This window comes from Fastidiosipila sanguinis (genome assembly GCF_002998295.1).
In the GTDB taxonomy this organism is placed as follows: domain Bacteria; phylum Bacillota; class Clostridia; order Saccharofermentanales; family Fastidiosipilaceae; genus Fastidiosipila; species Fastidiosipila sanguinis.
Map to the genome: position 1 here is coordinate 252,583 of NZ_CP027226.1, position 23,760 is coordinate 276,342.

General features: G+C 35.3%; 22 protein-coding genes. 21 read left to right on the forward strand and 1 reads right to left on the reverse strand.

Annotated elements, in window-relative coordinates:
* The first annotated feature begins 73 nt into the window (after positions 1 to 73).
* Together obgE and C5Q98_RS00965 are read left to right on the forward strand one after the other, a co-directional pair.
* Positions 74 to 1,339, forward strand: a complete 1,266-nt coding sequence (gene obgE / locus C5Q98_RS00960) for a GTPase ObgE (protein WP_106011874.1) — start codon at positions 74 to 76, stop codon at positions 1,337 to 1,339.
* A gap of 206 nt (positions 1,340 to 1,545) precedes the next feature.
* Positions 1,546 to 1,851 carry a YhbY family RNA-binding protein gene (locus tag C5Q98_RS00965; protein ID WP_106011875.1) on the forward strand — a complete coding sequence of 102 codons (306 nt, stop codon included), beginning with the start codon at positions 1,546 to 1,548 and terminating at the stop codon, positions 1,849 to 1,851.
* A 10-nt stretch (positions 1,852 to 1,861) separates the two neighbouring features.
* Here C5Q98_RS00965 and C5Q98_RS00970 read toward each other — a convergent pair whose 3' ends face one another.
* On the reverse strand, positions 1,862 to 2,431 hold the full coding sequence (locus C5Q98_RS00970; RefSeq protein WP_106011876.1) for a DUF4364 family protein: 570 nt from the start codon (positions 2,429 to 2,431) through the stop codon (positions 1,862 to 1,864).
* A 163-nt stretch (positions 2,432 to 2,594) separates the two neighbouring features.
* Here C5Q98_RS00970 and C5Q98_RS00975 point away from each other — a divergent pair, with 163 nt between their 5' ends.
* The 19 genes from C5Q98_RS00975 (at position 2,595) to C5Q98_RS01065 (ending at position 23,758) form a co-directional block, all read left to right on the forward strand.
* Positions 2,595 to 3,008 (forward strand): ATP-binding protein, encoded by a 414-nt coding sequence (locus C5Q98_RS00975; protein WP_106011877.1) that lies wholly within the window; start codon positions 2,595 to 2,597, stop codon positions 3,006 to 3,008.
* Between the two features lie 321 nt (positions 3,009 to 3,329).
* Positions 3,330 to 3,800: a ribosome maturation factor RimP gene (locus C5Q98_RS00980; RefSeq protein ID WP_106011878.1), complete on the forward strand. Its 471-nt coding sequence runs from the start codon at positions 3,330 to 3,332 to the stop codon at positions 3,798 to 3,800.
* Positions 3,801 to 3,830: 30 nt separating this feature from the next.
* Positions 3,831 to 5,117 carry a transcription termination factor NusA gene (gene nusA / locus C5Q98_RS00985; RefSeq protein WP_106011879.1) on the forward strand — a complete coding sequence of 429 codons (1,287 nt, stop codon included), beginning with the start codon at positions 3,831 to 3,833 and terminating at the stop codon, positions 5,115 to 5,117.
* Between the two features lie 35 nt (positions 5,118 to 5,152).
* Positions 5,153 to 5,482, forward strand: coding sequence for a YlxR family protein (locus C5Q98_RS00990; RefSeq protein ID WP_106011880.1), 330 nt, complete (start codon positions 5,153 to 5,155; stop codon positions 5,480 to 5,482).
* Positions 5,479 to 5,826, forward strand: coding sequence for a L7Ae/L30e/S12e/Gadd45 family ribosomal protein (locus C5Q98_RS00995; protein ID WP_106011881.1), 348 nt, complete (start codon positions 5,479 to 5,481; stop codon positions 5,824 to 5,826). The genes C5Q98_RS00990 and C5Q98_RS00995 overlap by 4 nt, the downstream gene beginning before the upstream one ends.
* A 76-nt stretch (positions 5,827 to 5,902) precedes the next feature.
* Entirely contained in the window at positions 5,903 to 8,764 is a 2,862-nt protein-coding gene (infB, locus tag C5Q98_RS01000; RefSeq protein WP_158695664.1) for a translation initiation factor IF-2, read from the forward strand.
* A gap of 1 nt (position 8,765) precedes the next feature.
* On the forward strand, positions 8,766 to 9,164 hold the full coding sequence (rbfA, locus tag C5Q98_RS01005; protein ID WP_106011883.1) for a 30S ribosome-binding factor RbfA: 399 nt from the start codon (positions 8,766 to 8,768) through the stop codon (positions 9,162 to 9,164).
* Between the two features lie 79 nt (positions 9,165 to 9,243).
* Entirely contained in the window at positions 9,244 to 10,296 is a 1,053-nt protein-coding gene (locus C5Q98_RS01010) for a DHH family phosphoesterase (protein ID WP_106011884.1), read from the forward strand.
* Positions 10,297 to 10,336: 40 nt separating this feature from the next.
* The gene (locus tag C5Q98_RS01015; RefSeq protein WP_106011885.1) at positions 10,337 to 11,560 is read left to right on the forward strand and encodes a tRNA pseudouridine synthase B; all 1,224 of its coding nucleotides are present in this window, start codon (positions 10,337 to 10,339) and stop codon (positions 11,558 to 11,560) included.
* Entirely contained in the window at positions 11,532 to 13,868 is a 2,337-nt protein-coding gene (ribF, locus tag C5Q98_RS01020; protein WP_106011886.1) for a riboflavin biosynthesis protein RibF, read from the forward strand. The genes C5Q98_RS01015 and ribF overlap by 29 nt, the downstream gene beginning before the upstream one ends.
* Before the next feature lies 1 nt (position 13,869).
* Positions 13,870 to 15,198, forward strand: coding sequence for a peptidase M16 family protein (locus C5Q98_RS01025; RefSeq protein WP_106011887.1), 1,329 nt, complete (start codon positions 13,870 to 13,872; stop codon positions 15,196 to 15,198).
* A gap of 93 nt (positions 15,199 to 15,291) precedes the next feature.
* Entirely contained in the window at positions 15,292 to 16,197 is a 906-nt protein-coding gene (gene lgt / locus C5Q98_RS01030; protein ID WP_106011888.1) for a prolipoprotein diacylglyceryl transferase, read from the forward strand.
* 428 nt (positions 16,198 to 16,625) lie between these two features.
* Complete coding sequence (locus C5Q98_RS01035; protein ID WP_106011889.1) at positions 16,626 to 16,940, forward strand: hypothetical protein; 315 nt, start codon at positions 16,626 to 16,628, stop codon at positions 16,938 to 16,940.
* Positions 16,927 to 19,173, forward strand: a complete 2,247-nt coding sequence (locus C5Q98_RS01040; RefSeq protein ID WP_106011890.1) for a V-type ATP synthase subunit I — start codon at positions 16,927 to 16,929, stop codon at positions 19,171 to 19,173. The genes C5Q98_RS01035 and C5Q98_RS01040 overlap by 14 nt, the downstream gene beginning before the upstream one ends.
* 78 nt (positions 19,174 to 19,251) lie before the next feature.
* Entirely contained in the window at positions 19,252 to 19,749 is a 498-nt protein-coding gene (locus tag C5Q98_RS01045; protein WP_106011891.1) for a V-type ATP synthase subunit K, read from the forward strand.
* 24 nt (positions 19,750 to 19,773) lie between these two features.
* On the forward strand, positions 19,774 to 20,370 hold the full coding sequence (locus tag C5Q98_RS01050) for a hypothetical protein (RefSeq protein ID WP_106011892.1): 597 nt from the start codon (positions 19,774 to 19,776) through the stop codon (positions 20,368 to 20,370).
* Positions 20,370 to 21,542 carry a V-type ATPase subunit gene (locus C5Q98_RS01055; RefSeq protein WP_106011893.1) on the forward strand — a complete coding sequence of 391 codons (1,173 nt, stop codon included), beginning with the start codon at positions 20,370 to 20,372 and terminating at the stop codon, positions 21,540 to 21,542. Before C5Q98_RS01050 ends, C5Q98_RS01055 begins: the two co-directional genes overlap by 1 nt.
* Entirely contained in the window at positions 21,520 to 21,912 is a 393-nt protein-coding gene (locus tag C5Q98_RS01060) for a V-type ATP synthase subunit F (RefSeq protein ID WP_106011894.1), read from the forward strand. The genes C5Q98_RS01055 and C5Q98_RS01060 overlap by 23 nt, the downstream gene beginning before the upstream one ends.
* Complete coding sequence (locus C5Q98_RS01065; protein ID WP_106011895.1) at positions 21,902 to 23,758, forward strand: V-type ATP synthase subunit A; 1,857 nt, start codon at positions 21,902 to 21,904, stop codon at positions 23,756 to 23,758. The genes C5Q98_RS01060 and C5Q98_RS01065 overlap by 11 nt, the downstream gene beginning before the upstream one ends.
* Positions 23,759 to 23,760 lie beyond the last annotated feature (2 nt).

Sequence of the window (23,760 nt, forward strand, 5' to 3'; positions counted from 1 at the left end):
CTATTCAATAATAAGAAATTTTACAAGTCCGGTAGAATTACCGGACTTTTTTAATCAGGAGAGGAGGTAAGACATGTTTGTTGATCAAGCGAGAATTTTCGTGAAGGCAGGAAATGGCGGAAACGGAGCTGTGTCTTTTTATCGTGGTAAATATATACCTAAGGGTGGCCCTGATGGTGGTAATGGTGGTAGAGGTGGTTCTGTTTATATTAAAGCCAAAGCTGGTATGACCACTCTCCAAAACTTCCGTGATAAAAAGAAATATTTAGCTGAGAATGGTGAGCATGGTGGTAAACAGAAAAAAGCAGGTAAAAGTGGTGAAGATTTAACAATAGACGTGCCAATAGGTACTGTTGTTAGAAACTTTGAAACTGGAGAATTGCTTGCCGACCTGACTGAAGCTGGCGAAACAGTCTTATTATCCAAAGGTGGACGAGGTGGAGTTGGAAATACAGCTTTTGCAACTTCTACAAGGCAAACTCCTACATTTGCTAAGCCAGGAGAACTAGTTGACGGATTCTATGTAAGTTTGGAGTTGAAAATATTGGCTGATGTTGGACTACTAGGGTTGCCTAATGTTGGTAAGAGTACTTACTTATCTGTTATCTCTAGAGCTCAACCTAAGATTGCAAATTATCACTTTACCACGCTTGAACCTCAATTAGGAATTGCAACAGTAGGAGATTTTAGCTTCACTGTAGCTGACATCCCGGGATTGATTGAAGGTGCTAGCCAGGGTGCAGGTCTAGGACATGATTTCCTACGTCATATTGAACGTACCAAAATGTTAGTTCACGTTTTGGATGCATCCGGTTCAGAGGGTAGAGATCCATATGAGGACTTCCAGATGATTAACAAGGAATTGAGAGAGTTTAGTGAAGTTTTAGCAGATAAACCACAAATAGTTGCTCTAAATAAAATCGATCTTTGTGAAGAGGAAGATGTTGAAGCCCTTAAGGAAAAAATAGAGGCTGATGGCTATGAAGTTCATTCAATGTCGGCTCCTATTAACTGGGGTACAGACGAGTTGCTCAAAGCAATAGCAGGCATGCTGGTTAAATTACCTGAGACGATTTTGTATGAGAAACCAGAGCCAATTAAGGTTTACGAGTTGGAAGAGTTAACCTATGAAGTCTATAAAGAAGATGATCTCTACGTAGTAGAGGGTACTTGGATAGACGACCTATTAAGAAGAGTAAATTTCGATAGTGTCGACTCATTGCAATGGTTCCAGAAACAATTGCGTGATCAAGGAATTATTGATCAACTCCACGAATTAGGCGCAGAAGAAGGCGATACAATTGCACTTGGAGACTTATTGTTTGATTTTGTTGACTAGTTGTATATAAGATTAGTTAGAAAATTGAAAGTGAAAGCTGAAGTGAATTTTAAAGTGAAGTAAAAACTAGAGTTAAGGTTAAAGTGACGTAATAACTAGAGTTAAAGCTGATATTTTTAACATTACACTAATTAATATTTGCAATGACAATGATTAGATAAAATAAAAATACAAATAGAATTAGAAAAAAGAATTAGAGGTAGTAAATGGCAATTAATGGTAATCAAAGAGCTTATCTAAGAGCGGAAGCCAATAGCTTAGATAGTCTGTTGCATATCGGTAAAGATGATGTCAATGAGAATATAATCACTGAGTTAGATAACTTGTTGCGAACAAGAGAGTTAGTAAAAGTAACTGTGTTAAAAACTAACACAACTCCTATTAAAGAATTGGCAAACGATTTGGCAGAAAAGACTGCTGCAGATATTGTGCAAGTAATTGGCAGGAAATTTGTATTGTACAAATTCTCTGAAGAGTTAGCGAAAAAAGGCAAAACAATTTATAACTTATAAATTTAGATAATCAAACTTCTTGATTATCTTGCTCATTTAAGAGATTTAGAATTTGCGGGTAGATTTTGCCCGCATTTTTTTCCCAGTTATCACTGATCTTTTTTGCCATTTCTTGATTAGGAACATTGAATTGCAAGTTGAAATAGGTTTCGCTTTGTTCTTTCAATTCAAGCTTTAGTTTGAATGATGCATTTGCTGTAATTTCAAAAGTAGAAACAACGCTTTCGCTAGATTTTTTGTCTGAATTCTTTTGAGCAATTACCCCTTGGATGTACTTTGTCATTGCATGAGGTATATTATCGTTAAGTGTTTCTAGTACTACTGCACCTTTGTTGGTTAAAGAGAAGCGTTTTGGTGGGTTAGTTTTGTGGCTTTCTTCTTTTCTTATGGTTGCAGATAATAAGTCCTCATCTATAAGTTCGCCCAGGAGTTTGCTGAAGGTAAAATAATCCATGTACATAGTTTCAAGAACTATTTGCATTAACTCTTGTTCACTTAAACTGTCTATTTGTTCACAGATGTATAGAATTATTACTTTTAGTGTAACTTTATCTTTGCTAGAAGACATATTCTTTTCCATAATTTAACTCACCACCTTCAGGGCTATTATACCAAAAAAAGATATGGTTTTTATCCTTATTGCACAAACTTTTTGTGAATAATGAAATTTTGTTTTGTGTAAAGTGTTTGGTGGACTATAATATATACAAAAGTAATCTCAGGTGTGGAAAGGAGATTTTTTTATGAAAGTTAATTTGATTGTCGGAGCAAAGGGATCAGGAAAAACGAATCGTTTAGTTGATGATTTGAATAATATGGCAAGCAACGATGAGAACAATGTTGTTTGTATTCTAAGAGGTGATAGATTGAATCCTTACGTCAAACATCAGATTAGAATGATTGATGTTGATGAGTATCCTGTTGACAATTATGGAGAAACTTTAGCATTTATAGCTGGTTTGAATGCAAAAGACTACGATATTTCTCACATTTATATTGATAGTATCGGTAAAATTGCTGGTAACGATCAAGAAGAATTAGCTAAGTTTTTAGCTGCTCTAGAAGGCCTAGCAGAGAAGAATCATTTTGAAGCAGAAATTATATTTAGTTGCCCTGAGGAAGATGTAATTGACTCGGTTAAAAAATATGTTTCTTAAGCTTGAGCAAAATTAATAAAACTTGAGACCCTGTTTAATTTTGGTAGGAGTAAATTACTTAAGCCAAAATTTGATAGGGTTTTTTCTTGCCTAAAAATAACTTGCTGAGGACTCGAGGATTTTAAGCTGACCTTTGTAGCAGAAAACTCTGTGTGAGTTTCAAGTGAAATGATACCCTGACTCTAAAACAATAAGAAACAAACGCTATTGACTGAATTAGCGATAAGTGCTAATATTTGACCATTGATATACGCTAATTAATAAGAGTGGAATCTGACTTTCCGCTCTTTTGTTTTTTGTAACATTAAAAAAGAGGTAAATATGGCAAGTATTAAAAAAGACATCCAAAGCAGGGTTGAGAGTGCTATTAGAGATGAGGTGGAAAATCAAGGAGTTGAGCTTTTAGAAGTTAAGTATCTAAAAGAAGAAGCTAAATGGATTTTGCGTATAATCATTGATAAGCGTGGTGGCATTAGTTTGGATGACTGCGAGAGAGTAAGTAGAGCTATTGATCCAATTATTGATGAAGAAGTAGAGATCAAACAGGCTTATTACTTAGAAGTGCAGTCTCCGGGTATAGATAGGCCGCTAAAGACAGCTGCGGATTTTGCTAGATATGTAGGTAGTGAGGTTGAAATATCTTTTTACCAAGCGCAGAATGGTCAGAAAAAGATCGAAGGAATCCTACTTGGTAGCGAGGATGATAATCTTAATATAGAGGTAGATGACAAGCCGGTAAGTTTCCTTTTAGAAGATATAGCAAAAGTTAAAAGAGTTATAAATTTTAAATAATTAATGCAAATTAAATAAGGGGTCATGGAAATGAATATTGAATTAATTACAGCAATTAGAGACCTTTGTAAAGAGAGAGGTCTAGATGAAGATGGAATATTCACTGCAATAGAAGAATCTTTGGTTGCAGCGTACAAGCGTGAGTTTAATGCTAGAACATCAGAAAATGTTACAGCATCAATTAATAGAGAAACAGGTGAGATGGCAGTTTTCTTGGAAAAAGAAATTGTTGAAGAAGTTGAAGATCCTAACTCACAAATACCTCTATCTCAAGCTAAGGCAATAGATGAAGATTTCGAAGAAGGTGACGTCTTACAGTACCAATTAGAACCACAGGATTTCGGTAGACTAGCTGCTCAAGCTGCAAAGAGTGCCATTAATCAAAGCTTAATATCTGCTGAACGCCAAATGATTCATGACGAATTTAGAGGTAGAATTGGCGAACTTGCAAGTGGTACAGTACAACGTGCAGACAAGAGAGAAGTTATTGTAGATATAGGTCGTGCAGAAGCTACCTTGACTAGTTTTGAACAAAGTAGTTTGGACACATATGAATTTAATGAGCGCATGCAATTCTTAATCAAGAAAGTTGATGAGCGCAGAGGTAGACCTGTAATTTATGTATCAAGAGCTAGTGAGAAATTGGTTGAAAAACTCTTCGAAAAAGAAGTACCAGAGATAGCGGCAGGCGTTGTAGAGATTGTCAGTTCTGCTCGTGAAGCCGGTTCTAGAACTAAAATTGCTGTACACTCACATGATGAGAATGTTGATGCCTTAGGTGCATGTGTTGGTCAAAGAGGAATTCGTGTACAAAATGTAATGGACGAATTGCGAGGCGAAAAGATAGACATAATTGAATGGGATGAGGATGAAACAGTATTTATCAAGAATGCTATGAAACCTTCATCTGTATTGAGAGTTGATCTTGTAGAAACAACAGATGAAAATGGTGAAGCTGTAAGAGAAGCTACAGTTGTAGTACCAGACAGCCAATTGTCTTTAGCTATTGGTAAAAGAGGACAAAACGCAAGACTAGCAGCCAAACTAACTGGTTGGAAGATTGACATTAAGAATGAATCTGAAGCTAGAGAATTACTTGAATCTGATTTTATGGCAGAATTCTCAGCTATTGCTGATACACTAGCGGAAGAACATGATGCAGAAACAGTAGAGGAACTTGATGAAGAGTTATTAGATGTTGCTGAGGTAGAAGATGAAACAGAGGCAAGCATTGATGACTTAGCTGATCAGATTCTTTCAGCAGGAAATGAAGATGATTCTGCTGATGAGGATGAAGCTGAGGCAGAAGCTGAGTAAGTCAGAAAAGTTTAATAATTAGGAGAAATGTGTGTATGAAAAAAAAGCATATTCCTACGAGAATGTGTATAGCTTGTAGAGAGATGCGTGAACGTCAAGAGCTATTTAAATTAGTTAAGATTGATACAGGTATAGTGGTAGATCATCTATATAAAATGGACGGACGTGGTACATATATTTGCAAGGATGAGAATTGTATTAAACTTGCTTTTGCTAAAGGTATGTTAAAAAGATCACTTAAAGCAGAAGTAGATCCGAGCTTAGAAACTGAGCTTTTGGACTTTATCAATGAAACCAAGAATGAAACAATAAAAGAGGGGAAAGTATTTCGCCTCAATAAAGATGGAAGTGTTGAACGCTTATGATGAGGATTCCAGAAGAAAAAGAACAAAATGTTTTTGGATTACTCGGGTTGGCTCGTAGAGCTAGAGCTATTACTATAGGTATGGATGCAACTCTAGCTGCTTTAACCAAAGCTACTGTAAAAACTATATTGGTAGCCAATGATATAGGCAAAAACTCGCTTAAGAGAATAAGCAAAAATGTAGACACATTAGAAACTGATAGGAATCTAGAAAAAGGTAGTATCCCTTTGATTGCTTTCTCAGATGCAGAGCAATTAGGAAGAATACTAAAAAAGGAAACTGTTTCAATTATAGGAATCATTGATGAAGGCTTTGCCCAAGGTATACTTAAATTGGCAAAGTGAGAAGATAATAGTTAATTAATTAGAAGTAGAAAAACTAAGTAAATTAAGATTACTTATGGAGGTAAGAGGAAAAGTTATGGTAGATAATCAAGATGCTAAGAAGCAAGATGTTGATGAAAATAAAAATAATGCCCAATCTATAGATAATTCTGAACAAGCAAAAAATGATAACGCTACTATTGGCCTTAAAGGTGTTTCCGGTAAGGTAATTACTGGTACTGTAAAAATTAAAAAAGCCAATAAATCTGACAAAGCTAATAAGGAAAAGTCAACTGATGCTACTGCTGCGATTGCTAAGGAAGATGTGAAAAGCGAAGATGCAACAAGTACCTCAGTTAAACCTCGTAAGTTAGGTAACATAAAAGATTTGCAAGAAGAGTCTAAAGTAGCTGATGCTGTAGAGAGTTCAACTACAAGCGAAAAAACAGCAACACCTGCAAGAAAAGTTGCTAAAAAAGCAGATGAGACTGCAGGTAAAGAAGTAGCAAAAACTGTAGAAAGTTCGAAGGCTAGTGAGAGTCAGGATGAGAAGAAAGTAAGTGCTAAAGAAAAATTAGCAACTGCACCTGCTCAACCACGAAAAATTAAATCAGCTGCTCAAGTAGAAGCTGAGAAAGCAAAACAGGCTGAAGCTGCGAAAGAACAAAATAAATCAGTAGAAACTGAAACAAAGACCGCAAGCAAGTCAACTACAGAGACAAACAAAGATGCGAAGACACCAAGTGCAAAAACTGTAGGTCCTAGAAAGTTAGCTTCTGGAGATAGTTTTGCGAGCAAAGGACCTCGTAAGATTAGTAGTGCTACAAATGATTCATTAGCAGCTACTGCAAAAGCTTTTGCCAAGAAAAAAGAAGAAAAAGAAAATAATAGGCAAAGACCAAAACGTAAATTCCAAGATAAGAGTAATGAGTTCTCTCCTTACGACAAAGATAACGATGAGGAAGAGGACAAGAGTGCTCGCTCAAAACCACGTAAACGTAAGAAAAAAGATGTGGTTGAAGATTTACCAGTAAATGATAACCAAAGAGCAAAAAGCAAGTTCAATCATCGTTCAAGAAGTTTTGAGAAAGAAAGAACCAAACAAGATAAGTATCGTGAACGTGAATTAGAATTTACACGTAAGCATAATCAACGAAAGGAACAAGAGAAGAAAGAGCAAGATAATAAACCTGCAGCAAGTACTGTTACCCATGTAGCTTTACTTGATACTATGACAGTAAAAGAATTTGCAGAAGCTCTATCTAAACCATCATCAGACGTAATTATGCACTTAATGCAAAATGGTGTTATGGCAACTCTAAACGATAATATCGACTATGAAACTGCTGCAATTATTGCTGATGAATTTGGCGTAACTACAGAGAGGCTAGAGGACGATACAGAAATTACCACTGACTTATTCGACGAAACCGAAGATAAGGAAGAGGATATGGTTAAGAGACCTCCAGTTGTTGTAGTTATGGGTCACGTTGACCATGGTAAGACTACCTTGCTAGACCATATACGTAATACAAAAGTTGCTGGTGGTGAAGCTGGTGGTATTACTCAAGGTATTGGTGCTTATATGGTTGAAGCTAATGGTAGAGAAATTACCTTCTTGGATACACCAGGACACGAGGCCTTTACCACAATGCGTGCTCGTGGTGCTCAAGCTACTGATATTGCAATATTAGTTGTTGCTGCCGATGATGGAATCATGCCACAAACTATTGAGGCAATTAACCATGCTAAAGCTGCTGGCACAGAGATTATCGTTGCAATTAATAAGATGGATAAGCCAACTGCGAACCCTGATAGAATAATGGAGCAATTAACTCATCATGAGTTGGTTGCAGAAGACTGGGGTGGTGACACAGTAGTTGTACCAATCTCAGCCTTGACCGGACAAGGTGTAGATGACCTACTAGAAATGGTCCTCCTAACAGCTGATGTCATGGAGTTGAAGGTAAACGATAAGAAGCAAGCCAAAGGTATTATTATTGAGGCAGAGCTAGATAAACATCGTGGTGTAGTGGTAACAGCATTGGTACAAAGAGGACACTTGAAGCAAGGTGATACAATTCTAGTAGATACTGTCGTAGGTAATGTCCGTGCAATGAAGGATTCTTTGGGTAATGAGATCAAAGATGCAGGACCATCAGTTCCAGTTCAAATTCTAGGTCTACCTGAAGTTCCAGAAGTTGGTTCTCAATTCTACGTTGTTGAAGATGAGAGAAAAGCTAAAGCTTATGCTGAGCAAAAAGCAAGTCAAGAGCGTGAAGAAGGCTTTAGAAAATCTCAAGTTATTACCTTGGATAACTTGTTCACACATATAGAATCAGGTAAAGTACTAGACTTTAACGTTATTATTAAAGCAGATGTTGTAGGTTCAGTTGAAGCTTTGCAAAGCTCATTAGAGAAATTAAATAATGATGAGATTAGAGTTAATGTAATCCACGGAGCAGCTGGTGCAATTAATGAGTCAGATATTAGATTGGCTGAAGCAAGTAATGCTGTTGTAATTGGATTTAATGTTAGACCAAACAATACAGTTATCGACCTGGCGAAAGAATTAGAAGTTGATATCAGACTTTACTCAGTAATATATCAAGCGATTGAAGAAATCGAAGCTGCTATGGTTGGTAGACTCGATCCAGAGTATCAAGAAGTTATCTTGGGTCACGTTGAAATTAGAGAGACATATAAAGTCAGCAAGATCGGTACAATTGGTGGTGGTTATGTTACAGATGGTAAAATCACACGTAATTCTAAGTGCCGCTTGATTAGAGATGGAATTGTCGTTTATGATGGTGAAATTAATTCTCTAAGACGTTTCCAAGATGATGTACGTGAGGTAAATACTGGTTACGAATGTGGTTTAACAATTACTAACTATAACGATCTAAAGGTCGGAGATATAGTAGAAACTTACGTAATCGAAGAAGTTGAAAGGGGATAAAATGGCTTTTAAGAGAGAAAATAGAGTTGCAGATGAGGTTAAACGCCTCACTGCAGAGATTATTAGAACTGAATTAGATGATCCAAGAGTTCCTGTATTTACATCAATTACTGATGTTACAGTCAGTAGCGATTTTAACTATGCTGACTTGTATGTGAGTGTTTTGGCACAAGACAAGGACAAGCAAGCTGAGGCTGTAGAGGCATTAAATAGTGCCAAAGGATTCTTGCGTAAGACATTGTCTCAAAGATTGAAACTGAGAGTAACCCCAGAGTTGCGCTTCCACTTGGATGATTCTTTTGATAAAGGTCAAAGAATTGATGAAATTTTGGAGCAAGTTAAATCTGAGAAAAATGATAATGTTGATGTTGAAGAAACAGAATTGGAAGATCTAGATTAGTAGACTAGAAGATATTCATTGTGAATGAGGAAGCAAATTTCCGAGTTTACTTAATAATGTAATTATAATTAGGAGTTTTATGACTAGAGAAACTAGAAAAATAGGGCTAGAAGCTTTAGCTAAAAAAATTCTTAGCAAAAGAAATCAAGATGAATTGATATTAGTTTATCCACATGTAAGAGCTGATGGCGATGCCTACGGCTCTTCTTTTGCATTAGTAAAAGTTTTTACTAAATTAGGAATTGAGGCAGCTGTATTAGCAGAAGAAGATCTCTCAAATGAGATGGCATATATGAGGGCAGAATCTGAATTTATTAATTGGAATGAATTGTCTGAAGAGGATCAGAATGAGTTCAAACAAAAAGTAAGTTTATCCATACAAGTAGATTCATCTGAAGATGATAGATTGGCCAATAGACTAGGAATTTTCCAAGATAGCCCTGAATATGCAATTATAGATCATCACATTAGTAGCAAAGATAATGGAGGCTTGATTTTCATAGATCCAGAAGCAGGAGCTAATGTTGAACTGGTATATACATTGATTTTGGTATTGGAAGAATTTACTGGTGAAAAACTATTTGATAAAGATATTGCTTTAGACATATACACAGGGTTATTAACAGATACAGGAAGTTTCTCATATGATAATACAAAAGCTGAAACGCTTAAAATTGCTGCAGAATTGTTAGAGTATGAGATTAATGTAGCTGAGCTAAATAATCATTTGTTTAAGGAAAAACCATGGGATAGATTGATTGCAGAAACTAAACTTATCCAGCATGCTAAACTAAGTGCTGACGAGAAAATCGCATATTTAAGCGTATCTCAGGAGTTTATGAATGCTAATAATATTACAGATGCTGATTTAGAAAATTTGCCTGCTGTATTAAGAAATATCAAGGGTGTTATAGTTAGCCTTGTATTACGTGAAACAAAAGAAGGGACAGCAAGGGGCAACCTAAGAAGTACTGGACCTAATGATATCTCTGTGATTGCTCGAGCACATAATGGCGGTGGGCATTTAAATGCTGCGGGATTTACTATAGCTGCTTCAGAGTTAGGGGCAAGCGATTTGGACAGCATTGCGCAACAAATTATAGCTGAAATAAAACATGAATTAGGGTTATAGATTTTGGGGTAACATTATTTTATTAGCTTAGGATTTATTTATGAGTAAAAAAAATAGAGAGAGTTGTAAAGGTGGGTTGCTTAACATCTGGAAACCAGCAGGAATAACATCTATGCAAGTTGTCAGACAAGTTAAGACCTTAAGTCAAGAGTCTAGAGTTGGTCATGTAGGCACTCTAGATCCTTTTGCTGATGGGGTTTTGCCTGTTGCTATAGGTAAGTCTACAAACATGATTAAATACATGGATGATTATAACAAGACCTATAGAGTAATGATTAATTTAGGCGAAAGTACTACGACCCAAGATCTCTCTGGGGAAGTTGTAAAAAATGATAAATTAAGTTTAAAAGACTTAGAATATTTTGGACTAAACAATTTTGAAAAAATAAAATCTGCAGCTGAAAAATTAACAGGGAAAATAACTCAAGCAGTTCCATTGTATTCTGCGGTAAAACTTGATGGTAAACCAATGTATTGGTATGCAAGAAATGAGATAGAAGTTCCTGTTAAGACCAGAGCAGCTTACATATATGAGGCTAATTTTATTGCTGCCGGAGTGAATCCTAGAGTTCTTGATGTTGAGAATAGTAAAGACGTAGAACAGCTTGACGGTGAACAGCATGATGGGGAACAGCTTAAATTAGCACAAGAGACAAAAGGAAACTTTACCTGGGAAGCATTCGAAAGATTATGTCCTGAACAAGCTCAAGCTAGAAAAGATTATTTCCCAGGACTTGATCAGAGTTTTTCGGATTTAGATACAGCTAAATATGTAAATTTACCTAGAGCCTGGGCTATTTTTGATTTAACTGTTTCAAGTGGCACATATGTAAGGACTTGGGCAGAGGATTTAGCGAAAATATGTGGTTTATCTGCTTACGCTTTTAGCTTGAGACGATTAGCGAACGGACCATATAAGTTAGAAGATAGTATAAAATTAGAAGGCTTGGAAAACATTGTAGAAGCGAGTGATTTACAGGATTTTGATAATAGTAAGCTATTATTATCTCCTGCAACAGCACGCCCAGACTATCCTGTGCTAAACTTAGAGTATCAAGATGCAGTGAAATTGCTCCAAGGCCAAAAGGTGAATGCAAAAAAATATTTGAAATCGCAAGAATTTCATACAGACAATTATTTTAGATTATTTTTTGCTGAAAAATTTATTGGTTTAGCTAAAATTATAGAGACTGATAGAGGAAAAGCATTAACGGCAGAAAGGATGTTTACTGAAGTTGAAAGTTTTAAATCTAGATTTAAGTAAAATTAGAGAAGATGATAACCATTCAAGATTTCAGAACCCAAAGGCTGTAGCCTTGGGCTATTTTGATGGTGTGCACCGAGGTCATCAAGAAATAATCAGGGCAATGGTACAAATTGCAAGAGAGAAACGCTTGGAAGCTAGTGTCTTGTCCTTTGATCGTTATCCTAAACCAATAAATGCAAATGCTTATCTAAAAGTTGTTGTTCCAGGGATGACTGGCGAAAAAGAATTATTAACATCTCCCTTGCCTAATGTTGAGAGAGAGTTCAAAGGACTTTTGCAAAGTGATGAACAACGAGATAGGACTCTTGAAGCATTAGGTGTTGACTCTGTAATTCTACAAAAATTTGATAAGAATTATGCAAGCTTAAGTCCTGAAGAGTTTTGTAACGATATATTGAAAGATATACTAAATTGTAAAATACTTTTCGTTGGTGAAGACTACCATTTTGGCAAAAAACGTGCAGGTAATGTAGAGTTTTTGCAAAACTGGTGTGATGCTAATAATGTCGAGCTAAAAGTTATTAATCCTGTTTTATATGATGGCGAGATTATATCTAGTGAAAATATTCGTGAAAATATTGTAGATGCGAATATGGAAAAAGTTAGTTCACTTCTAGGTAAACCTTATACTTTGCCAGGAATTGTCATTCATGGTAATGCTTTGGGTAGAACTATAGGTATGCCTACTGCAAATATACGAATCCCTGAAGGCATGGTAATGCCAAAGTTTGGTGTGTATAACAGTAGAACAAAAGTAGGTGATACTTATTATAATTCTCTTACAAGCATAGGTTTGAGACCAACTGTAAACCATACAGATCCTTATCCACTAGTTGAGAGTTATATTATAGGTGAGAATTTTGATTTATATAATCAATATGTTGAGATAGAGCTGTTAAAATTTGAGAGACCAGAAGAAAGATTTCCTAGTTTTATAGCAATGTCAGCTCAATTAGATATAGATCTGAAAAATGCATTAAAATACCATAACAATAATGAGGAGTTTAGACTTTTTACTGATAGAAATGGAATCCCTATATATATTTCTAGATCTGAGAGATTTAATACTTCATATTTGTATGTAGAAGTATATACACCATTTGAAGAAGATGAATTTCTAACAAACCAACTCCTAGCTAATGTGTTAACTGCTACAACTCCAGATTATCCTACAAGACAGGAGTTCAGGGCGTTTTTAGACCATCAATTTGCGAGTAGAATAGAGACAGATACAGAACAGGTTGGGGACTTACAAGTTGTTAGATTTAAGCTTTCTGCTGTTAATAGAGGCTTGGAAGAAACAGAAGTATTTAAGAATACAAGTAAACTCTTGCTTGATTTAATAGTTAATCCAGTTTGGGATGAGTTCTATAATTTCCCTCTAGAAGTTATAGAAGAAGAGAAGCAGAACATGATTTATGATTATCAGAAGTTTTATGCTTCAGATAAGAATAAAGCACTTTTATTTGCTAAAGAAGATTTATATACAGAAAATGCTAGGGCTCACTCTGAGAATATTTCAATTTCTGAATATATAAAGAAAGTTCAAAATATTAATAATGAAGATTTTCAACAAGCTTGGATGCGTATGTTCTCAAAGGGGCATATAAGGGTCATCACTAGTGGAAGGTTCACAGATAACGAATTTGCAAAAAGTATTGTGGATAAATTGTCTAAACTTCCTAGGAACAGAGATGCTTTGCAAATTTTGCCAGGAGTAAGTCCAGGTTTTAGTAATTTCATAGCTGTAGCCAGTAAAGAATTACAAATTGACTCCAAATTAAGTCACCTTGCGATTGTTTTTGGAAACTTACCTGGCCCATACTCTATTTCTGTGCTTAAGGCCCAGGTTTTAAGTGCATTAATTGCAGGTAAAACTACATCCTTGTTTAATCAGTATATAAAAGATGAATTAAAGTATATTTACAAAATAGAGTCGTTCTATCGCTCTGATTCTTCCTTGTTATTTGTTTATGCGCAGGTAGAACCTGGAGATGAGGATAAGGCACTAGAGCTGATGAATAAGGTTGTAAATTCTGTTAGAGAAGATGATTACTCGGATTCTGCTTTTGTGAGTGCGCTGAGGTTTGTTGAGAATCAGTATTCAGCAATAATCGATGATGGGGAGTCTAGAGTAGAATTTAATAGTCATAATTTAATAACATCTAATAAATATAATGCTAGAGAAGCAATTGAGCATATTAAGAGTATTTGCCGCGAAGATTTAGCAAAAATTGCTAGAGAAATGAAACTCTTATTAGATTATAGATTAACACCGAAACATGATCTGGAGGATGAGGATTAATATGCTGCAAAGACATGGCTTATATAGTTATCAGAGAAGAGAAAGTTTAACCCGCCAGAAAATTACTACTTATAGACATTTATCGGGTATGAATATTGATGTCTTGAAACGTGATGGATTTGGGCAAAAGTATGCTGCTCTAGCCATACCTTATGGGGCTATGCATACAAGATTTATAGATGTATTAACAGATTCAGAGGTGCAGGTTCCTGTAGGAAGCTTGAAGCTACTTTCAAAAATGATTTTCTCTTTTATTGAAGAGGGTTCACTGGCTGTTGAGCTAGCAAAATATGGTATTAGTGGGAATTTAATTGTTGATCACTCACATTTGATTTTTGAAATTATTACAAATGAGTATTATTACGATGCTGTTGAAGTATTGTTAGATACGGTATTAAATGTTGATTTGAATGAAAGAAAACTAGCAGCAGCTAAAAGAGATGTAAAAGCAGATCTATTGAAGGCTTCTAGAGAGCCGGAGTATTTTATAAATAAGAATCTAAAAAAAGCATTTTATGATCAACCTGAATACTACGAAGAGGTTGAAGGTAATTTGGCAACTATTGAATCAATTAGTTTAGAAGACGTTCACCGAGTGTTTAGGAATATATTTAATATAAAGAATTTATCTTTGATACTTGCTGGAGAATTTGATGAAGAGAAGCTTTTGCCAAGAATTGCAGAGATTTTACAAAATAGAAACTATCAAATAAATAAAAACACTCAAATATTGTTGTACAAAAATTATAGAGCTGATTTTGAAAGATTTCAGGAGTTGAATTGGCAGTATACGAGTGATGCTTTTGGACTAGCTTATAGAAAAATATCCGATAACGATACATACATTGTTGGTGGAAAAGAAATTATCAAGGCTAGATTAGAAGCGAAAATGCTTTTAGACTTTGTAATTGGATATGGATCTACTAAGTTTAAACATATTAATGAAACTGGTCTATTGGGAAATGAGATTAGATATAACTTTAATATTAATCAAGAATTTTCTTACTTGAGTATTAGAGCTAGTTCTTTGGAGCCGAGAATAACTGCTGATGCTATTGCACACAACCTTGAAAGATTCTTAGAGGAAGAATATATTGACTTTAAGGATATGGAGCCTAGATGGAAAGCCAGCGTAGGTAAATTTATTCGTGACATGGACACTGTGTCTAAATTTGGTAGAGCTGCAAGTTATGCACGAGCTATGGGGATTGAATTTGCTGACTATGCAACTATCTATAACAGTATGCATGATGAGATCTCTGAAATTTATAAGCATTTTGAGTTCATTAAACCAGAGAATAGAACAGTACTAATTTGCCACAAAATTTAAAAAGTTTTTAATTAGTGCATGATATAGTTTAGTTTAAGAAGTGAAAAATTAGCACATTAGATAAAAAATAGTTTTAGTTAAGGGGATTTAGTAATGGATAAATATGTAGTTAGTTTCCCAGGCTTAGGGATAAATGATTTGGAATTCAGTCGTGTGGCTTTTAGCCTGTTCGGTATAGATGTTTACTGGTATGGAATTATTATTACTACTGGGATAATGCTTTGTTTATATTTGGCATATAGGCATGCACCAAAATATGGTATAGATCAAGAGTTCTTGTTGGATAATTTTATTATGATAATTATTGCTTCATTGCTTGGAGCAAGAGCTTACTATGTAATGTTTTCATGGGATCAGTTTAAAGGTGATTTTATGAAAATTATTGATTTTAGACAAGGTGGAATGGCTTTTTACGGTGGAGTAATAGGAGCGGTAATAGCGATTTTAGTAATTCACGCTATTAAGAAGAAGCCTGCTCTTAAATTTATAGATTTCTGCGCTGTTTATTTACCATTAGGTCAAGCAATAGGTCGCTGGGGCAACTTTGTAAATCAAGAAGCTTTTGGTGTCAACACAGATCTGCCTTGGGGAATGATCAGCAATGGTACAAAAGCTTATTTAGAGATGAATCCTCAACTCGGTCAGAATCCAGCTTTGCCAGTTCATCCAACTTTCTTCTATGAATTTTTAGGAAATATGATATTGTTTGTTGTCTTAATTCTATATCGTAGGAAAAATAAACATAATGGTGATCTGCTAGCTACTTATTTAATTGGTTATGGAATAATTAGATATGTAGTAGAAGGTTTACGTACGGATTCACTATATGTTGGACAGACTACAGTTAGAGTTTCCCAATTACTATCACTATTCATGGTAGTTGTAGGAATTGGTATTTTTGTATATCACTATTTAAGAGACAAAAAATCTGCAGAATTGCTAATGGAAGAGAAACTCAATGAAGCGAGTAAAGAAGTAGAAACATCTGAAGATGAATAACTTTTGTTAAAACAATAGTTTAGTTTAAAGTTAAATATAGAAAAGCAGGAACTGTTTTTCAGCTTGCATAAGCTGAATTAAAAGATAGATTCCTGCTTTTTATTAGAATTAATTAACTCATCTTATTAGAACTTAGCTACCACCTATAATCCCAAATAGAAAAGCAATGGCAAGCTCAATATATATGTTCAACTCTGAACCTCCTGAAATAGCTTATAGCTTAAATATTTTAATTGTACTATTGACTATACTGTATTTTTTAAGTAAAGCAAATTTATTAGTTTTTGTGAAAAAACACATCGAAATTGCAAATAAATAATAATAAGTTTTTGTTACTAATTTACGTAAAACGTGAAAATCAATCACTGTTGAGTTATAATATGGTAGATGTTGTTTAAAACTAAAAACAAATTAGATAGGAGAGCTGTGTGTCAAAATTAGATTTAATTGATATGGTTGTCTCTATCGAGCAGGAAGTCCAAGATCTTGTTAATCTTGCGCAAAAAGCTAGTGATGATAAAATTGCTGCAGCCTATGAAAGTGCTCGCGAGCAAGTTGAATCAGCTTTGAAAGAAGCTAGAAATGTCAAGAAAGAAGCTCAGAACTATGAAGTCCATAATTCTGAGGATGATAATCTCCAAAATAGCCCATGGAAATTAGAACTTGATAAACTAGTTGAAAATAATAAAGCTGAAACTATCGAAAAAATTATTTCTAGGAGCTTAGATTATGAGCGTAGCTAGAATGTCAAGAGTCTCGATAGTTGGGCTAAAAGATGATTTACTAGATGTGCTAAGTCATTTAACAAAATTGGGTGTTTTGCAAATAGAGGTAGACGAAAGTGTACAGGAAGAGTTTGCCAGAATTAATGCTCTTAAATTAGATGAAAAAATCAAGAATCTAAGTAGTCTGAGTTTTTATAGAGAAATTGCAGATGAATTAGAAGTTCATGATTTGATTTCAACAGATAATCTGGAAAATGTAAGTGCAGAAGATGCTGCAAAAGCTGAAATTGAAAATAAAGAAGAAGCTGAACAAGTAAATGAGTACTTCTTTGGTAGGATGTTTGAGTTTGCGGAGGCAGATAAAATTATTCATGCCGAAATTCCAGCTAGCGATAAACTTGAGAGTTTTAAATCAAATAAAACTAAATTTAATCCAGAAGTAGAAAGTCAAAATTTGAGTAGACTTTTGTCTGCGTATGTTGAACTTTTGGAAGAGTTAATCCCTGTAGCTAAAAAGAAAGCTGAAGTGAAGAAAGACTTATTTACAACCAAGCGTAAGTTAAGCAAGGCTGAATACTTTGCTGTTGTAGATAAACAAGAAGATATTATGCGTCGAGCTCAAGTTTTCTTGGCTGATATGCAAAGAGTTGCAGACAGAAAAGAGAAGATTAGAGATATTGAAGAACATAATCAGGAATTGCAAGCTAGAATTCAAGCTATAAATACAGAACTAAGCGATATTAATTCTGATCTTGAAAAAGATGAATCTTTAACTGTGCTTATAGGGAAACAGAAAGAAAACTCTGCTGAAAATAACTCGATCTCAAAAGATGATTTAAAAGCAGAGCCAGAGATTAGTTTAGTTGATAAAATCAACTTGTTAGTTGAAGAACGTAAAAATTCTGAAGCAAGTATCAGTGAGAATCAAGAAGATATTAAGAAGCTTGATGACCAGATCGAAGAAATAGATGCGAAGTTGAATTCTACAAGTGCAGAGTATGATGAATATGAAGTGATTCATGATTTCTATGAAGTTCAATTGAAGAAGCTTAGAGCAATTGAAAAGTGTGAATACACAGACTATCTATTTACTATTAATTCATACTCACCAACTGCTTTAAGCACAAATTTAAAGGAAGAATTAGAGTCTAATTATCAGATATTTGTAGATATACAAGATGTCGAAACTGATGAAGATTATCCAATCCTATTGCAGAATAATAAGTTTGCTAGAAGTTTCCAATCTCTTGTAGATATGTATGCTTTGCCAAAACCAGGCTATGATATCGATCCGACTTTCTGGGCATCTGTTTTCTACGTTATTTTATTCGGAATGATGTTAGGTGATGTAGGCTATGGTGCACTCATGGCTATTATGTGTGCAATTGGTTTGTTTAAATTTAAGGTAGAAGGCAATACCAAGAAGACTATGGGAATGCTCATGCTAAGCGGCATTGTATCAATTCCTTTCGGCTTCCTGTTTGGAGGATTCTTTGGGGATTTATTGCCAACCATAACTAATAACGCTGTTGAGTTTAAGCCGTTGCTGTTTAACCCAATGGAAGAGCCGATAGCAATGCTAATCCTAAGTATGGGAGTTGGTGTAATTCATCTCTTTGCAGGTATGGCAATCGATATATATATCAAGACAAAACGTGGAGACTGGAAAACCGGTTTCTTCAAAGTTGCACCCTGGTATTTAATAGTAGTGGGTCTGATTTTATGGGTTACAAATATAAGTGTTGGTAAATACTTAGCGCTAACTGGACTAATTGTATTGCTCCTGTTAGGAGATCAAAGTACTAAGAATCCTTTTAAAAGAATTTTCTCAGGAATAGCAAGTCTTACAGATATAACTTCATGGTTATCAGATATTTTGAGTTATTCTAGAATTTTAGCTTTAGGGCTATCTACTTCAGTTATTGCTATGGTTGTTAATATCCTAGCGATGCTAATCGGATATAAGGGTATTACAGCAATTTTATTTGTAGTAATTTTAATCTTTGGTCATGTCCTGGATCTTGCTTTGAGTGGTTTATCATCATATGTACATACAATTAGGCTACAGTATGTTGAGTTCTTTGGTAAATTCTACGAAGGTGGAGGTAGACCATTTGAACCTCTAGATTATGCAAGTAAGTTTACTAAAATTAATGAAATTGAAGAGGAACAAGACAAAATTAAAAATGGTGAATTTGCTAAGATGCATGCTGAATTTCACCCAGTATCAAAAGAGTTAGAAGAAGCTTAATGAGGAATAAATAACTTAAGCAAAATAAAATTAATAAAAATGAATTAAGAAATATATATAGAAATTTAGGAGGAAAATATGGGTTTCATAGATATTTTAAAAGAACTATTTGCTAACGGAGCAGGTATTGCTTTATTAGGTGGTGTATTGGCAGCCGCATCAGGTGGTTGGGGTTCCGCTGTAGCTGTTGCTAGAGTTGGTAAAACATCCATGGGAGTTTTGGCAGAGGATCCAGCTTTATATGGTAAGGCATTGATCATGCAAGCTTTGCCTGCAACACAAGGTATTTACGGTTTACTAGTATGGTTTATGGTTATGTTACAAGCAGGTTTCCTAAACAATAACTACGCGGATCTTTCACTACATTCAGGTGTATTGATGTTCTTAGGTTGTTTACCATCAGTAATTGTATTGATGCCATCCTCTATCCAACAAGCACAAGTTGCTTCAGCAGGTGTTCAATTACTATTAAGAAGACCAGAAGAACAATCTAAAGCTTTGGTTATGACAGCTATGGTTGAGACATACGCTATTTTCGCATTATTAATTTCAGTATTAGTAATTCTGTTTGTATAGACCACTTTAAAGGAGGTTTATATTATGACAAAAGAAAAAAATGAAATGAGTTTAGCAAAATTGAGAGAAGCCTTAATCTCAAAAGCTGAATCTGAAAAAAACAAAATAGAAAAATTGACAGAGGAAAAAGTCGCTGTCATTAAAGCTGAAAATCAGAAGAAAGTAGATGACATTTTAGAAAGAGCAAATACTGAAGCTGAAAAGATTATTGCTGAGAAAGCAAGCAAAGTTGAGGCACTAGCAAGTGTAGAGTCTAGAATTGATAAGCTGAAAATTAAACATTCTTTTATTGAAGATGCAATTAATTCTGCTAGAACCAAGCTAGAAAACGAAACAGCTGAGTCTAAGTTGAAGCGCTACGTAGAACTTTTCCCCGAACTAAAAGACGGAAAGTACATAATAACTCCAGCTGAAGGTGAAACTAATATAATCAAAGATTTAATTAACAACAGTAGTAATAAAGATCAGTTAGAACTTGGAGAAGAAGGCAGCTTCAGAGGTGGATTTATTGTTGCTAATGAGGATTTTGTCTATGACAGAAGTTATAGAACAATTTTCCGTGAAAAGGAAACAGAGCTTAGAAAACTAGCATCTGAAACTCTATTTAAGGAGGCTAAATAATGGCGACTGACCGCAAAGATTTAGACAACTTAATATATGTTAGTCCGAGGTCTTGGGATAGAGTTGCTGTTGATAATGCTGATTTTGCTTATGAATCAAGTCGAGCTAAAGCTCGTTTTGCTCACTTAATGAAAGCTGAGGATTATAAAAGTTTAATAGATAACCAAGCAGATGATATTGAATGGATAGGGCATTGGGCAAGGGAATTTAACGCTGCAAACTATGATGTTAAAGATACAGTTATCGATACTTTGACTAAGGGATATAGTGATAATGATAGGCTATTGATAGAACTCTGCGGTGGTGAAAAGGAAGATTTTGCCAAGATGTTTATTCTTAAGAATGACTATCATAATGCTAAAGTTATAGCGAAAAATTTTTTATTAGGTCAGCTTAATGCTCAAGATGCCAAGAGAGTTCTGAGAGTCAACGAGTCTCTTTTTCAAGAGGCAGCAAATGTTGAAATTGAGTCTTTAGTGCAATGGGTATTGAGTTATTTAAACAAAGATAAGTCCAATAGTGTATTACCAGATTTGCATGAAAAGTACTTCTCAATGGCCCTTGAAAGATTACTAGAAGAAGATGCAAAAACAAACGAAATTGATTTAGCAGCAGTTGATATAAACTTAGATAAAGCATATTATCTTCATTTCTTGGAATTGGTAGCTGAAGACAAACATAAAGGTTATAGAGACTTATTACTAGATTATATTTCAATTCAATCTGATAGTAGCAATTTACAAAGCTTTTATAGATGTAAGAAGCGTAAATTGACACTAGAGGAATTTAAACGTCAATTCGTTGCAGCAGGTAGAATTGAATTTACCGATTTCGCAGAGAAATACCAGCTTGATGATGAGAAGATTAACTTAGGTTTGAAATTTAATGCTAAGGGAAGTTTAGTTGATAACTTGCTGGATTTGGCAGAGAGTAGTTCCATTACTGAGTTTCTAAATGAATTTACGCAAGTACGAGACAACCTATTAATTCGTCTAGCCGACAAAGCTCAGGGGCTAATTTATGGAGCCGAAGTTCTTTTTGCATTATGGCAAGCTAATCGCATTGAAATTGTTAATTTGCAGTTGATTCATGCAGCTCACCAATTAGGTAGATCTGAAGAAATGACTGCTAAAAGACTAAGAGATATTTATGGAGGGCAATTACGTGTTTAATAATGAAGACTATGAGATTGCTCACCTGGGTGAAGCCGGTAGCTTTGCTGGAGCAGCAGCGTTAGGGATTAATGTTTTTACACTAGATCCTGAAGAAGAAACTAGCAAACAATTAGAAGATTTAATACTTTCAGGCAAATATGCAATTATCTATATAAGTGCGAAAGTAGCAAGTGAAGCTGAAGAAATAGTTGATGCTTATGCGGATGAATTCGTACCGGCAATAATTACTTTGCCATCTGCAGATTCAGACATAGATACACTTGGAAGTTTACGTAACATGGTTATAAAAGCTATAGGTGTTGATTTGGTTTCAGGCTACATTGAAGAGGAAGATATGGATAAAACAGGAGAAGAAAATGGCAAATAATCTTGATTTAAAACAGAATAATTCAACAAACGAGAAACAAGCCATCACAGGAACTATTGTTAAGATTTCTGGTCCGCTAATCGTAGCATCCGGAATGCGTGATGTCAGAATGTTTGATGTTGTTCGTGTTGGTGAAAATAATCTTGTTGGTGAGGTTATTGAAGTGCACGGTGACGAAGCATCAATTCAGGTTTACGAAGAGACTGATGGTCTAAGACCTGGAGAAGCTGTACATTCTACAGATCACCCACTTGACGTAGAATTAGGACCTGGACTTATGGGAACTATTTATGATGGTATTCAACGTCCATTAGCTAAAATGCGTGAAATTTCAGGTAGTAATATTGCTAGAGGTATTGATGTTAACTCAATAGACCATGAGAAGAAGTGGTACTTTGAACCAAGAACAGATTTACCTGAGAAGTTAAGAGCAGGTGATATTATTGCGACAGTAAAAGAAAATAACGTAATTGAGCATAAGATTATGTTACCACCAACCATCCCTGGAGATATTGAAATCGTCGAAATTGCTCAAGCAGGTGAATACACAGTAGTAGAACCAATAGCAAAAATTAGATATACAAATAACTGGGGCGATGTAGTTGAAGAAGATGTTCAAATGGCACAACGTTGGCCAGTTAGACAGGGACGTCCTTTCAACAAACAATTAGCTCCAAGCAAACCACTAGTAACTGGACAAAGAGTTGTAGATACATTCTTCCCAGTAGCTCGTGGTGGTACATCGACAGTTCCAGGACCATTCGGTGCTGGTAAAACAGTTATTCAGCAACAGTTGGCTAAATGGTCAGATGCAGACGTAGTTGTCTATATAGGATGTGGTGAACGTGGTAATGAGATGACAGAAGTTCTTAAAGACTTCCCAAATCTTATTGACCCTAAGACAAATGAATCATTGATGGAAAGAACAATCTTGATTGCAAACACTTCAGACATGCCTGTTGCAGCTCGTGAAGCATCTATTTATACAGGTATTACAATCGCTGAATATTACCGTGATATGGGATATGCAGTTTGTATCATGGCTGACTCAACTTCTCGTTGGGCAGAAGCTCTTCGTGAAATGAGTGGTCGTTTGGAAGAAATGCCTGGTGAAGAGGGTTACCCAGCTTATTTAGGTTCTCGTTTGGCAGAATTCTATGAGAGAGCTGGTGTGGTTCATGCATTAGGATCTGAAGAAAGAGAAGGGAGTATTACTGCTGTTGGAGCTGTATCTCCTCCGGGGGGTGACATGTCTGACCCAGTTGTTCAAGCTACTTTAAGAACTGTTAAAGTTTACTGGGAGCTAGATTCATCCTTAGCGGCGAAACGTCACTTCCCTGCTATTAACTGGATGAGCTCATATTCACTCTATAAGAATACAATTAACCCATACTTCAGTGATGAAGTTCACCCAGACTGGCAAAGTAATCAAGAGACAGCTTTTAAAGTTCTTCAAGATGAAGCTGAGCTAGAAGAGATAGTTAGATTAGTTGGACAAGACTCACTTTCAGCACAAGATCAGTTGAAATTAGAGATTGCTCGTTCAATTAGAAATGACTACTTACACCAGAACTCATACCACGAAGTCGATACATATACATCACTACAAAAACAATTCTACATGCTAGATTTGATCATTCGTTTCTATAAAGAAGCATCAGCACTAGTTGATGCCGGTGCAAGTATTGATGACATTATGGATATGAGTATTAGAGTTCGTTTGAGTAGAATGAAATATGAAAAAGAAGACGAAATCGAAGCTGCTTATAATGACGCCCTTAAAGAGTTGGAAGAATCTATACTCAAGGTAAAAGCAAACAGCAGAACAATGGCAGGCAGGAGGTAATA